The organism is Niveispirillum sp. BGYR6 (assembly GCF_027568365.1).
In the GTDB taxonomy this organism is placed as follows: Bacteria; Pseudomonadota; Alphaproteobacteria; order Azospirillales; family Azospirillaceae; genus Niveispirillum.
Map to the genome: position 1 here is coordinate 696,105 of NZ_JANLNL010000001.1, position 13,537 is coordinate 709,641.

General features: G+C 63.2%; 13 protein-coding genes. 4 read left to right on the forward strand and 9 right to left on the reverse strand.

Features of this window, described 5'->3' with window-relative positions:
• Positions 1-55: 55 nt before the first annotated feature.
• Together PCJ49_RS02925 and PCJ49_RS02930 are read right to left on the reverse strand one after the other, a co-directional pair.
• A complete protein-coding gene (locus PCJ49_RS02925; protein WP_269909631.1) occupies positions 56-478 on the reverse strand; it encodes a Rid family hydrolase in 423 nt (140 codons plus the stop codon).
• Between the two features lie 43 nt (positions 479-521).
• Entirely contained in the window at positions 522-1,661 is a 1,140-nt protein-coding gene (locus PCJ49_RS02930) for a tyramine oxidase subunit B (RefSeq protein ID WP_269909632.1), read from the reverse strand.
• A gap of 178 nt (positions 1,662-1,839) precedes the next feature.
• Here PCJ49_RS02930 and PCJ49_RS02935 point away from each other — a divergent pair, with 178 nt between their 5' ends.
• The 4 genes from PCJ49_RS02935 (at position 1,840) to PCJ49_RS02950 (ending at position 5,521) form a co-directional block, all read left to right on the forward strand.
• The gene (locus PCJ49_RS02935; protein WP_269909633.1) at positions 1,840-2,907 is read left to right on the forward strand and encodes an AraC family transcriptional regulator; all 1,068 of its coding nucleotides are present in this window, start codon (positions 1,840-1,842) and stop codon (positions 2,905-2,907) included.
• 232 nt (positions 2,908-3,139) lie between these two features.
• Positions 3,140-4,402 carry a hypothetical protein gene (locus tag PCJ49_RS02940; protein ID WP_269909634.1) on the forward strand — a complete coding sequence of 421 codons (1,263 nt, stop codon included), beginning with the start codon at positions 3,140-3,142 and terminating at the stop codon, positions 4,400-4,402.
• 218 nt (positions 4,403-4,620) lie between these two features.
• Complete coding sequence (locus PCJ49_RS02945; protein ID WP_269909635.1) at positions 4,621-5,103, forward strand: MarR family transcriptional regulator; 483 nt, start codon at positions 4,621-4,623, stop codon at positions 5,101-5,103.
• A 1-nt stretch (position 5,104) separates the two neighbouring features.
• Positions 5,105-5,521 carry a thioesterase family protein gene (locus PCJ49_RS02950; protein ID WP_089288900.1) on the forward strand — a complete coding sequence of 139 codons (417 nt, stop codon included), beginning with the start codon at positions 5,105-5,107 and terminating at the stop codon, positions 5,519-5,521.
• A 295-nt stretch (positions 5,522-5,816) separates the two neighbouring features.
• On the opposite strand, the gene PCJ49_RS02955 is transcribed toward PCJ49_RS02950, so the two are convergent.
• From PCJ49_RS02955 to PCJ49_RS02985, 7 genes are all read right to left on the reverse strand, one after another.
• A complete protein-coding gene (locus PCJ49_RS02955; RefSeq protein WP_269909636.1) occupies positions 5,817-6,320 on the reverse strand; it encodes a DUF6644 family protein in 504 nt (167 codons plus the stop codon).
• 54 nt (positions 6,321-6,374) lie between these two features.
• Positions 6,375-6,854, reverse strand: coding sequence for a DUF6644 family protein (locus PCJ49_RS02960; RefSeq protein ID WP_089288902.1), 480 nt, complete (start codon positions 6,852-6,854; stop codon positions 6,375-6,377).
• A 243-nt stretch (positions 6,855-7,097) separates the two neighbouring features.
• A complete protein-coding gene (locus tag PCJ49_RS02965; RefSeq protein WP_269909637.1) occupies positions 7,098-7,889 on the reverse strand; it encodes a cyclase family protein in 792 nt (263 codons plus the stop codon).
• Positions 7,886-9,085, reverse strand: coding sequence for an SDR family NAD(P)-dependent oxidoreductase (locus PCJ49_RS02970; RefSeq protein WP_269909638.1), 1,200 nt, complete (start codon positions 9,083-9,085; stop codon positions 7,886-7,888). Before PCJ49_RS02970 ends, PCJ49_RS02965 begins: the two co-directional genes overlap by 4 nt.
• Positions 9,082-10,254: a thiolase family protein gene (locus PCJ49_RS02975; protein ID WP_269909639.1), complete on the reverse strand. Its 1,173-nt coding sequence runs from the start codon at positions 10,252-10,254 to the stop codon at positions 9,082-9,084. The genes PCJ49_RS02970 and PCJ49_RS02975 overlap by 4 nt, the downstream gene beginning before the upstream one ends.
• The gene (locus PCJ49_RS02980) at positions 10,251-11,867 is read right to left on the reverse strand and encodes an AMP-binding protein (RefSeq protein ID WP_269909640.1); all 1,617 of its coding nucleotides are present in this window, start codon (positions 11,865-11,867) and stop codon (positions 10,251-10,253) included. Before PCJ49_RS02980 ends, PCJ49_RS02975 begins: the two co-directional genes overlap by 4 nt.
• Before the next feature lie 118 nt (positions 11,868-11,985).
• A complete protein-coding gene (locus PCJ49_RS02985; protein WP_269909641.1) occupies positions 11,986-13,506 on the reverse strand; it encodes an alpha/beta hydrolase domain-containing protein in 1,521 nt (506 codons plus the stop codon).
• Between the last annotated feature and the right edge of the window lie 31 nt (positions 13,507-13,537).

The window sequence follows — 13,537 nt, forward strand, 5'->3', positions numbered from 1 at the left end:
TTGTGTTTCTTGAAACCGGAAAACGCCCCCCTTTTCGTGAAAAGGGGCGTGCGCCTTACAGGGAAATCAGCAGTTCCTTGACCGCGGCTTTTGAGGCACCGCGCCAGGCGGTGACCTCGATCTCCACCTTGTAATATTGGGCGCCCAAGGGCGGGCAGGTCATGGTCAAGGTGGGGTTGATGCCGCGCATCCGCTCGCCATAGGCAGTCATCACCGTTTCAACATCGTCCGGAAACTGCACGAAGACGCGGGCCGCCACCACATCGGCCAGCACCGCCCCCACCGAGGCCAATGCCCCCTCAATATTGTTGAGCGCCTGATGCAACTGCTCCACCGGGTCCGCCGATAATTCCTTGGTGCGGGGATTGCGGCCGGCCGTGTTGGAGACGAAAATCAGATCATTGACGGCGACAAGGCGGGAGTAGCTGCCATGTTCCTCGAACTTGTTGCCGGTCTTTACCTTGATGATATCGGTCATTTTTCTCTCTCAGACGGGTATTGAATATTGGGGAACGACAGCCTCAGCGCAGGGCGGGCACGTCCCACAGGTTCAGCTTCACGCCGATATTGTTGGCCAGGGCGTTGCGATAGACCTGCGTGCCCCAGGCAACGTCTTCCACCGCCATGCCGCCGACCGACAGGATGATGATTTCATCATCATTGCGGCGGCCCGGCGCATCGCCGGCCGCGATGCGGCCCAGATCTTCCAACTGGTTACGGTCGATCCGGCCTTCATCGACCAAATCGAAGAAGCGCACACCCACGGCCGGGATGATCTTGTGCACCGGCTTGGGGTGTTCGGCCTGATAGGTTTCGTAAATGCCCGTGAAATCCAGCACCTTGCGGATTTCCGGCGCTTCCATGCCTGCATCGATGTTGCAAGGCGCCGGCATGGCCAGAAAGGTGCCAGGACGCACCCATTCCCGCTTCACCGTCGGATAGATCGACGGGTCACCGGTGGCGACGGAAGCGCAGAACGTGACGATATCGCAATCGCGCACCACCTGTTCATCCGTCTCCACCACCTGCACATTGGTGATTTGCGGATAGGTCTGGGCCATCCAGGCGCGGAAGGCGTCGACATTCTGCTGCCCCCGCCCCTTCAGCTTCACCGTATCGATGCCGGGGCAAGCGGCCATGAAGGCGGCCAGCGAGGTGCGGGCCATCACGCCCGGCCCCAGAATGCCGACAACCCGGCTGTCCTTGCGCGCCAGATGCCGCGCCCCCACCCCCGGTACTGCGCCGGTTCGATAGGCCGACAGCAGGTTGGCCGACATCAGCGCCAGCGGCGCACCCGTATCGGCATCATTCAGGATGAACATCAGGATGGAACGCGGCAGGCCCTTGGTACGGTTTTCAATGTTGGAGCCGTACCATTTCATGCCCGCCGTGTGGAAATTCCCGCCCAGATAGGCCGGCATGGCCATGAAACGCCGGTCGGCCGTCTGCTTGGGCATGTTGGGAAAGGGTGATTCTTCCGGGAAGATCACGATGGCGCCGTGGGAATTGCTGTCCGGCCCCGCCATGCGGTAATCACCGGCGTGCAGCAGGCGGAACATCTCCTCCATCGTGTCGACGCAGGCCGCCATATCGGTCACGCCGGCCCGGATCATGTCCGGCTCGGAAAGGTAGATGAAATCGATCTTGGGCAGGGTGCTCATGGGTCCAACCTGATAGGGAACATGGGTGCAGCGGCGGCCCGGCGCGCCGACGGCGCGCAGGCACGGGGGGCAACAATCCTGTGCGGACGAACAGCAGTTTCGTCCGCGCATGGTTGTGTGTAAATTGCAGGTCGGGACCACTGCTTTGCAGAATCGGTCAGGAAAGGTCTTGCGTCGAATGCCGAAAAGCCGAGCATCGTCGGAGCCGGAACATCATAACACCGGCACCCCGCCCACCATCCGGGCACTGTTTCTCACTGCCCTGCTGAATGTGCTGTCCGATATGGATGGGCGCATTGATCCGTTGCTGCGTGAGCATGGGTTTTTCCTGTCCCAGCTTGATACGCCCTATGAGCGGGTGCCGCTGCACCGCTATGTGGCGCTGCTGGAACATGCGGCCGCCAAGCTGGATCGGCCTGATCTGGGGCTGGAAATGGGGCTTTCCTTCGGGCTGGCCGATCTGGGGCCGTTTTATGCGCTGTTGCGCGCCTCTGGCACCCTGCGGGGGGCGCTGGATTATCTGGCCACCTTCCAGTCGCGTTTGCAAAGCCGCACCCTGTTCGACAGCCATATCGGCCCGGACTGCACCACCTATGCCTATCGGATTGAGGATGCGGATATCTGGCCCCGGCGCCAGGATGCGGAATTTGCCATTTCCGGCCACGCCCATCTGATCCGCCAATTGACCAACAGCCGCTGGGCGCCGGTATCGGTGCAGTTCGAACATGCCATCACCGGACGGGAGGAGGCGTTGGCCCGTTTCTTCCGTGCCCCGGTGAGCGGCAGCCAGGTGGCCAACGGGCTGACCATCCGCAATGAGGATCTCGACCGGCCCTTCGCCAGCGCCATTCCATCGGAAGACCAGAAGCTGAAGAGCATCCTGGAATGGCACCTGCTGGACCTGATGGGGCCGGACAGCAAACCGGCGGAAGGGCTGGCCGCCTTGACCAAGGATATCATCAGCCGCCGGCTGGGCCGTACCCATGTCGATTGCGCCGCCGCGGCGGCGGAGCTGAAACTCTCCGAACGGTCCCTGCGCCGGCGCCTGATGGAGGAAGGAACCTCCTTCCGGCTGCTGTTGCAGGAGGCGCGGCAGGAGCGGGCCCGGCTGATCCTGGGCAGCCCCGACCTGCCGCTGTCGGTGGCGGCCGAACAGTTGGGCTATTCCGACACTGCCACCTTTTCCCGCGCCTTCAAGGATTGGACCGGAATGCCGCCCGGCCGCTATTCCCGCAATTCACGATAGGCGGATGCCCCGGACGGGCAGCAGAATTTTTCGACCATTCGTTACGTATGCCAAACATTTTCTGAACAAATACAACCCTTCCTGCTAGGTTGGGAGACAAGGGTATTCGGCCCGCCGCCTCTGCTTTTTCAGAGGGCAGCCGCAGCGTCAAAAACCTGCTGCGGACAGCACAGCCCCTTGGGGCGGCCGGACATAAAAAAAGCCGAATGAAGAATAGACGGAGCAGGAAGGCATGAATCCCCCGCAGTCAGACGAGGTGTCCGCGTCGGCGGACAGCTTCGCGGAAGAGGTGATCAAGGTCCGGGCCGAGTTGACAAACGCACGCTCGGCCACGTTGTTGCAACTTTTCAACTTTCTGGTGGAACGATCCCAGGACGAACGCGCCCCGAAAGAAATTGAAATCGCGCTGGCCGTGTTCGGCCGCGACGGGGCGGGTGATACGGCCGCGTCGCTGGATTCCGGGGTGCGGGTCTATGTGCACCGGCTGCGCAAACGGTTGGGCGATTTCTATGCCGGGAAGACCGGTGCGAAACTGGAAATCCCCAAGGGCGAATACCGGATCATCCTGGTGACGCCGGCCGAGGCGGTGCCGTTTGAACAGCCCACCGAAGAACCGGCACCACCCCCGGTCCCGCAGAGGGCCGCGACCCTTTCCTTTGCCAGCCTGCTCGCCATCCTGCTGGTGCTGATATCCGGCAGCTTCGGGCTCTGGCTGCTCTGGTCCAGCGTGCGGGTGGAACCGCTGGGCCATAAATTGCGGGCCACCGCCTTCTGGCAGCCCTTGGGCACTGGCCCGGCCCATGTGGTTGTCGGCGACACATTTCTGATCGGCGAAACGGAGGATCAGCGCGATATCCAGCGCATGGTGCTGGAGCCGGGCATCCGGTCGCGGGAAAATCTGGGCAGCTATCTGCAAACCCATCCAGAGGCATTCTACCGGCTGTATGATCTGGACCTGAATTTTGCACCGGTCGGCACGACGGTGGCCGCCTGGGATGTGCAAAATGCCATTGGGCGTTTCCGCGCCAACAGCAGCGGCCATGTACCACTGATCCCGGCCTCCAAACTGGGGGCGGAGATGCTGGACAATGCGAACATCATCTATGTCGGGCGTTTCGCCAACCTGGGCCGTGTGGCCCCGCTGCTGGCGCAGATATCCGGTATCCAGCCGGGGGAGGCCTATAATGTCCTGACGGACCTTCCTTCCGGCAAGCGGTTCGTCGCCACGATTGACCCCGGCCAGCCGGGCGGGCAGGTCGATTATGGCTATATTGCCAGCCTGGTGACGCCGCTGGGCCAGCGCATCTTCATCGTTGCCGGCATTGGAGACACGGCGGTGCGCAACATGGCGGCCCTGGTCGGCAATCCCGAACAATTGCGCAGCCTGGAGGCTGATGCCGGCATCCATGGCAATTATGAAGCGCTGTTTGAGATCAAGGCCACCGGCGATCTGGCGCTGAGCCGGAGCAGCCTGCTGGTCCGGTCGATCCGCTGACGAGAAAAAGCATCGTCGAAAGGGGCTTTTTTGGCGTCGCTGCCGGGTTGACCGGCAGCAAGCCGCTTGGCTATTTTGCCAATTTGCTTTAAACATAAACTATCCACCGGGGAGAGGCCGGACGGATCAACCTGTCTGGTTCCTGGCGCTTGGGCTGGCACCGGATGCTGGTCCATGCCGAACCTTCCCCACGCCACCAGTCACCAACAAGAATACGCATGACAGCCGAAACCGAGATTTTTGATGAGCGCCCGCCGGTGGGTGCAGGTTCGATGGAGCTGCGGATGTGGATCCGCCTGCTCACCTGCGCCAAGGTGGGGGAAAAGCGGCTGCGTCGCAATTTTGAGGAGCAGTTTGACACCACCCTGCCCCGCTTCGATGTGATGGCCGCACTCTACCGTGCACCGGAGGGGCTGAGCATGAGCGCGCTGTCGCGCGCGCTGCTGGTCTCCAACGGCAATGTCACTTCCATCGTGCGCCAGCTTCAGGCCCAGGGCCTGCTGCAATCGGTGACCGACCCGCGGGATGCCCGGTCGGCCATCGTCTCCCTGACCAAGGCCGGCCGGGCCCATTTCGTAACCTTGGCCGAAGCCCACCATCAATGGATTGCGGAGACATTCCGCGATTTTCCCCCTGAACGGATGGAAGTCCTGCTGGAGCTTTTGACGGAGCTTCGGGCACTGCTGTCCAGAGGAACATGACATGCCCTTTGAAACCACCACCCAGGTCCGCTTCTCCCAGGTGGACCCGGCCGGGATTGTCTTCTACCCGCGCTATTTTGAAATGCTGAATGCCGCCGTGGAGGATTGGTGCGCCCAGGCGCTGGGCCATGATTTCAAAAGCCTGCATATTGACCGCCATATCGGCGTGCCCACGGTAAAGCTGGAAACGGAATTCCTCTCCCCCAGCGAGTTGGGCGATTTGCTGACCATCGCCATTTCCACGCGCGATATCGGCCGCACCAGTTGCCATCTGCATATTGTGTTCAGCGGCGATGACCGGGTGAGATTGCGCGCCAATGTCGTGCTGGTCTGCATGGACCTGCAAACCCGCCGCGCCATCCCCTGGCCGGTGGAAATGCGCGCCCGCATGAATGCCGGGCTGTTGCCGGCGGCGTGATTGCCAACGATAAGGCCCTGGTGATCGGTTTTGATCACCAGGGCCGTTGGAACAGATAAAGACGAATAGCAATAGTAGAGAAGTTTTTGCATAAATATGAAAGTAAAAATCTGTATATTTTTATGTCATTTCAATGAATTTAACAGATCTATCTCAAAAACCATCACCCATGCTGCGGCCGGGGTCCAGAATCACAGGCGCTTCGCTCTATGAACTGGACCCCGGCCGCAGCATGGGTGACGGTGAGAATGCGGCGATGTTTTGATAATAAACAGAAACTTGTAAAGGCATCCCCTCAGAAGAACGTCTCCAGCGTGAAGCCGATCCAGCGGCCCAGATAGATTACGGTCAGCCACAAGGTGATGGACAGCACGCCGGCGGTGCGGGCGGCGTTGGGTGGCGGGATCGTCACATCCCAATCGGCGATGCGGCGATAAATCGTGGCATGGAAGATCATCATATTGATGCCCGCCGCCGCGATCACCACCATCTTCCACAGGAATTGGGCATTGTTCATATAGGCCGGGGCATTGGCCACGAACATCAGCAGCCCGGTCACCACAGCCAGCGCAAAGGCACCCCAGGTGAAGGGCAGCAATTCGGTGATCAACTTGTCGATGCTGCGCCGATGCGCGGTAAAGCCGATCAAGCGCAGATCAACAATCAGGATGGTGCCGAACACCAGCGCGATGGCAATCACATGGAAGGATTCAAGGGTTGGGAAAACCGGCGGATTCTGGCGAATCCACAGGGAAAGATCAGATTCATAAAGTGCCAGCAGCATGTTCTGCAAGGACATGTCAGCCCCCCGCTCTTTCTGGATTATGTTGAAAAGTCTTGGTGCGGCGGATCGTCAGGTATAGGCGATGAAACGTCCGCAGAAGATCACCGCGCCCCAGACAACCAGGGACAGCCAGGCGGCTGGCTTCGCCAGGGCCACGGGTGCGGCACCAACCGGCTGCAGTGCCAATACCGGCTTCTGAAAGCCCCGCGTCAGGGCAAAGCCGGACAGAACCAGCACCATCTTGACCCAGAATACCGTGTTGCCCAGTGTACGCCCCGGCTCGGCAATCACCAGCAGGGTGCCGGTTGACAGCAGCACGATCAGGGCAGGCCCCATCCAGGGCAGATAGCGGCGCACCACCGCCGCCGGCGTCTCGTCGGTGGCGATGATACCCGCCAGCCGCAGGTTGGAAACCAGGGCCGCCCCGACCAGAATGGCGATGGCCAGGATATGAATGGTCTGCACCGTCGGGATAAACCAGACCATCTCCCGGAACGCCACAGCAAGTGGCGTGGCATAGAGCCATTGGCTGAATGTTTGAATGGACATCTGTGAAGCTCTCCCCTTATGGGTCGTCGGCCAGCAGCGCCGGATCGTGGGGGCTGGCAGCTGCCCCTCCACTGGCGCACGCTGCCCGACGACATTTTATGGATACCGGACGTCTGACCCCGCCCGACAGGTTGAAACGGTTTGCTACGGGGTACAGCGGGCGGCTTCCAAGGGGCCTATCGGGGGAGAAAGAAGCGCTCACCGCCGCCGTAACGGTACTGTAACCCCCGTCCTATGCGCATTTCAGTGGCCAGCCACCAGCGCCATCACCCGCAGCGGGCTGCCCGATCCGCCCTTGATTTTCAACGGCATGGCCACGATCACTGACCCGAAAGCCGGCAACTGGTCCAGGTTGGTCAGGCATTGCAGGCCGAACCGGCCATTCCCATGCAGGATGGAATGGGCCGGCAGCGGTTCGTTGAAATGGGCGGCCTGCCCGGCATCGGTGCCCACCGTTTCCACCCCCAACCCCACGCAGTCGCGTTCCTGCACCAGAAAGCGCATGGCGCCGGCATCCGGCCCCGGTGAATGGGCGCCATCATCCTTCAGGTTCAGGTAAGACAGTGTGCCCACCCGCTTCGACCAGTCGCTGCGCAGCAAGATCCAATGGCGCGGCGGGATCGGGCCATGGCTGGCCTCCCACGCCTCCAGAAAGGCGCGGGTGACGATGAAATCCTCATCCGCTGCGGCCTCATTGCTGATATCGATGACGACGGCCGGATGGATGAAATCCGCAGGGCTGACCGCATCCACGGTGCCGTTGGGCACGTCGCGGCCGGTGATCCAATGGGCCGGCGCATCGAAATGCGTGCCGGTATGTTCATTCATGGAGATATTGTTCCAGTACCAGGCCGGGCCGTTGCCGTCATAGCGGGACACGGTCTCCATCCGGAACGGCTCGCACTGGCCGAATTCGGCTGGCAGCACGATAACCGGGAAATCCGGCGACAGGATATTGGTCAGGTCCACGGTGCGGATGCGCTGCGTGGCGATGCCGGCGATCAGGCCGGCCAGGGTGGGGTCCAGGGCGGTCACAGGTTCTTCTCCCGTACAAAAAGGGCCGGATCGGCCAGCCAGCGTTCCATGGCGTCACTGGCGACCTCGCCGACGCAGCTTATTTCCCGTCCCATGTGCAGCGCCTCGACAACCTCGCGCGCCAGCCGGGATGGCGCCACCTTGGGCGGCGGCACCGACTGATGATCCTCGTCATCGCTGGGGCCGCTGAAGATGGACAGCACGCGCACCCCCTGGGCCCGCATGTCGTGCCGAAAGCTCTGCAGCAGCGACAGCCGCGCCGCCTCAGCAGCGGCGTAGCCGGCAAAACCGGCTTCCCCCGCCAGGGCCTGGATGGAGACAAGATCGACAAAGGCCCCGGCGGGCCGCCCGGCCAGCAGGGGCGCACAGGCGGCCGACAGGCGCATGAAGCCCAGAACAGCGATATCCATCATCCGCTTCTGGTCCACCAGATTGCGGCCGCCGCGCACGAAACGCGCGGTGTTGATGACGATATCCAGTGGCCCGGCAATTTTGCTGATGCCCTCTGCCACCAGCGAACTGTCGGTGATGTCAAACGGCAGGGTCTGCACCCGGTCCAGGCCCGACAGTTCGTCCGTCAGGTCGGCCGCACGGGCTGGCGGGGCCATGCCGGCAAAGATCAGGCCGGCACCCGCCGAATGCAGGGCCTTCACCACGGCCCGGCCAATGGCGCTGCGCGCGTCACTGACCAACACGATCCGGTCCTTCACCGGCACGGTGAATTCACACCATTGATGGTCATCCATATCGGGCCTCCCCCCGGCAGGCAGGGCGAACAGGGCGGCGTTGCCGCCCTTGTCCAGCATCAGATGCATCTCGGCCCGATCATCCGGCTTCAGGTCGGCGTGCAGATGGGCCAGCACCGTGGGGCCGGCATCCAGCGCCAGCTTGCCCATGCGCCAGGGCAGATGATCGCGGAAATAAAGGTCGGTGGTGGCGCGGATCGTGGTCTCACACAGCACCACGGCACCGCGCGCCTGATCCTGCCAGACCAGTTCGCCCCAGCACCGGGGGCAGGCATCGCGCGGCGGATAGGTCACGGCACCACAATCCTGGCAGGCCTGCAGCACGAAACGTCCGGCCGCCGCGCGGGCGGACAGGGCGTGCATCGCGGAACTGCGCAGGCCCGGCGGAACGTGGCGTTCCTTGCGCCGGGCCAGGGGATCGCGCTTGTCGCGGGGGGGATGCTGGCTCATCGGCAGGCCTCGATCACAGCGGCGGCGGTGCAGACGCCACGGTCATAATTCACCAGCCCGAAGCCGGACAGTGCCGCGGTTCTGGCATCCGGCACCTGGGCGCCCAAAGGTTGGTGCAGCACCTGCCGCAGCCCCTCGGTCACATTCTGAAAGCCGCCGGCGGCCCCAGCCTGACCAGCCGACAATTGGCCGCCATTGGTGTTCAGCGGCAGGTCGCCGTCGATTTCAAACCCGGTGCGCGCGATGAAATCGGCCGCCTGCCCCTTGGGGCAGAAGCCCAGATCCTCCAACTGCATGGCGACGATCACCGGATAATCATCATAGGCCTGCAGCATATGCACCTGTTCCGGGCCGATCCCGGCCATGGACCAGAGATCATCCACATCCATAGCCCAGCCACCGCGCAACTGCACCGGATCGTCGGGAAAGGCATTGTGCCGTTCGATGGTGGCCAGGATGCGCGCGGTCTTCAGTCCGCGCGCCGCCGCGATTTCCGGCGTGGTGACGATGAAGGCCTCTGCCCCGGCGCAGGGCATCACGCAGTCGAACAGATGCACCGGATCGGAAATCGGCCGCGCGCGGAGATAATCGTCCAGCGTCAGTTCCGTGCGCATCAGGGCCAACGGGTTGGACAGGGCATTGCGCCGCTGGGCGACGCAGAGCTTGCCAAAATGCTCCCGCCCGATGCCATAGGTGCGCATATAGGCATCGGTGATCAGGGCGAAGGTGGCATTCGGCCCGCCAAAACCATAGGGATAGACGGCATCCTGCGAAAAGCGGGAGAAGCCGGCCAGCGTCTGGCGGAAACTGTCCAGATGGTTGGTATCGGCGGCGACACAGGCGACAATATCGGCATCGCCACATTGCACCGCCCTGGCGGCCCGCCGCAGCGCCATCACACCGCTGGCCCCACCGGTGGGCAGATGGTCCAGCCAGCGCGGCGACAGGCCCAGATGCTGCACCATACCGACGGCCGTGTCGGGCGCAGCGGAAAAGCTGGCAAAGCAGAAGCCGTCAATGTCACCAGGGCCGAACCCCGTCGCCCCGGTCAGGGCCCGCAGCGCCCGACCGGCCCACCAATGGGCCGTCCGGCTGGAATAGCGTTCATAGGGCACCGTCACCGGTGCGCAAAGAACCACCCCATCATAGGAAGTGCGGGTGCGTTTCATGCCTGTCGCTTCTTCAAGGCGCGGGTATCCAGGAACTGCCCCGCCGCCATCTTTTCAGCGACCAGGGTTTTCAGGGCGGCGCGCAGTATTTTTTCCGTCGGCGTCTTGGGCAGGTCGCGGACAAAGGCCACCCAGCCCGGCACCTTGTAATAGGCCATCTGGCCCAGGCCCCAGCGGGCGATTTCCTCCGCTAGTGCCTGATCCCCCTGCCCCGCGCCCTGCAGCACGATCAGCGCCGCCACCTCATCCCCGCGCAGGGCGTCGGGCGTGGCGGCGACGGCGGCCTGCTTGATCAGCGGATGGCGGGCCAGGATGGATTCCACCTCCACCGCCGCGATATTCTCGCCGGAGCGGCGGATGACATTCTTCTTGCGATCAACGAAGTGAAGGTCACCATCTGCATCGCGGGACACAATGTCCCCGGTATGGAACCAGCCGCCGGCCCAGGCCTCTGCCGTGGCCTCCGGGTTCTTCAGATATTCCTTGAAGAAGCCATAGCGCGGGTTGGCCCCGGCGCGGCGCACCAGCAATTCACCTGGCACATCCGTGCCAACCTCGTTGTCCTGATCATCGACAAGGCGGATTTCCACCGCCTCTGTCGGGCGGCCAAAGCAATGGCTGCCGATCTTGCGCGGCTCCCGGCTGGCGCAGATGACGCCGCCGCTGCCCGTCTCCGTCATGGCCCAAGCCTCGATCAGCGGGAAGCCAAAGCGCTCCTCAAACGGGCCATGCAGTTCACGCGGCACCCCGGCCCCGAAGCCGAAACGCACGGAATGGGCGCGGTCAGCATCCGCCGGCGGGGCCTTCATCAGGATGGAGGGCATGACCCCCAGATAATGCAGGCAGGTGGCCCGGCTCTGCCGCACCGCATCCCACCATGTGCCGGGATGGAAGCGATCCAGAACGGTCAGACAGCCGCCCAGGGTGACCATGGCCAGCACCGACACCGCCATGGCGTTCATATGGAAGACCGGCAGTGGCGTCAGCATCCGCTCCTGCCCCGACTGCAAGGAAATCAGCCCGCCGACATCGCGGTACCAGTCGCCGGAATGCAGGAAATATTCATTGGTCAGCACACAGCCCTTCGGCGCACCCGTGGTGCCGGAGGTATAGAGCAGTGCGGCTTCCGTATCGCGATCGGGCGGGGTAGCCTCCCCCGTCCCGCCAGCCAGCGCCGACAGCGTATCCTGTGGCGTCACCGCCACCAGGGCGCTGCCGGCACTGCGCGCGGCGGCCGCCACCTCTTCCAGCCGGTGGGGCAGGATAAAGGCGGCCGCCATTTCCGAATGGCCGATCAGATATTCCAGCTCACTGCGGCGCAGATCGGGATTGATCGGCACGACGGAGGCGCCCAGCCCGTTGGCGGCAAACCAGATTTCAATGAAATCAGGCCGGTTTTCCAGCAGCAGACCGATGCGCGTGCCCGTGCCGACACCGGCGGCACGCAAGGCCGCCTGCCGCGCCTGCACCCGGTCCAGCATCTGGCCATAGGTGATTTCCCCCGCCGCGATGCCATAGAGCACCGCCGTTTCGGGCAGAACATTCAGGAACGGGTGCCCTGGATAGGCACTGGCCGTTGAGACAAACCGGGAAAAGACTGTTTCGCTGCTCACCACATCCTCGCGCAGATCGTCACAGCGGCCGGCAAGGCGGCCACCGATGCAGAATTGGGGGCATTCATTCCTGAGACAGGATATTTTATGCTTAAAATAAAGCCAGGATCAATCGTGCTCACGGTCGCCCTCCCGCCTGGAAATCGGCGGGGCTGGCCGCCGGTCGCAGCCGTGCTGCATCCTCGGGCAGCAGAAAGCCCTGGCGGACGGCCGCCTGTGTCGCAGCCTGAAACCGGCGTTCATAACTGGCGAAATCGCCGTAAAGCGCCTTCAGCGTCGCGCGCGGATAGGGGCGCTTGGTGTCGAAGACCAGACCGCAGCCGGTTTCCTGATCGGTCAGATAGGCGGCGGCCGGCACAGTGACCCAGGGCGGCCGCACGCCGCCCAGCATGTTCCCGGTGCGCGCATCGCGGGCGATGCCAGCCCCGGCCCGCGTCAGGCGCTGTACCTTCGGCATGGGCTGGCCCGTGCGTACCCAATGATCCATGGCGTCAAACAGGGCCGATACCACCATCTCCGCCGGTTCATCGTAGAAATGCTGGCAGTTCGGGTCATTTTCCTTGCCCACATCCGCCGGCATATCCTCCACCTCCTGCGTACCCAGATCGGCCAGACGCAGGTGGGACATGCCCGTCACCTCGTAATAGCGCAGCCGGGGCGTATCGCTGTCGGGCGGCAGGGCGATGCCTTCCAGCGCGTCATGCATCGCCTCCGACTGGCTATAGATGGTGACGAAGGGAGCCGTGTCCGGCATCTGCCGGGGGATACGGATGGCATCGCCCCCCACCTCGCCAAAGGACATGCGGCCGGTCATATAGGCGTCGATCAAGGGCCCACCATCCGGCAAGCGCCATTGCTGATGCCGGCCCTGGTCCAGATAATCCATCCAGACCTGCGCTGTGACGGCCCAACTGTTCACATAGACACGCTGCACCCGCAATCCGGCCAGAGGGCCGTCGGTCAGGTTGGATTTCAGCGCCAGGGCCAGTTGCGCCCCGATCCCCTGCGATTGCGGCACAAACGGGTCGGCATGATCGCCCCGCCGGAACCGCGCCGGGTCGTAATAGCTGCCCAGCGGGGCATAGCGCGCATAATCGAACCGGCGCATGAAATCAAAATTCAGGTTCTGCGGCTCCGGATCGGGCGTCCAGGCCGGGTCGGTCGTCGTCTTGGGATCGGCGGCCGGCTTGTTGATGTTCAGCGTATAGCCAACCCAGGCATAGCCGCGGCGCACCAGATAGTCCCGCGTCAGAATCCAGCCAGCCCCCCGCTCCCCAATCCAGGTAAAGGGCTCGATAACAACGGTGCCGTTGAACTTTGCCGGGTCGGTGGGCCGGCGCACCAGGATACGGGTGATATAGGGGGCCTGGAACAGCACCGCCCCCTGTGCCGTGATGGCGGGGGCGGTGCCGGAGAGATAATATTCCGCCTCCGTATAGCCAACACTTGCAAGGTCCAGATACTCCGTCCCTGGATTGGTTTCCCGCAGCGCCGAAGACAGCGGCGGCTGGTCGCTGGGCGGGACCGGCAGGATGGTCGGCAGGGACGGGACCTCCGCCCGTGCCGCAGCGGTCCCGCCGACCAGCAGAAACAGGATGGCCAGCCCCGCCCGACGCCAGTTTTGTGTGACCGCACCCATCTTCACCAGCCTGTTCAAAGGGTTTGCCCGG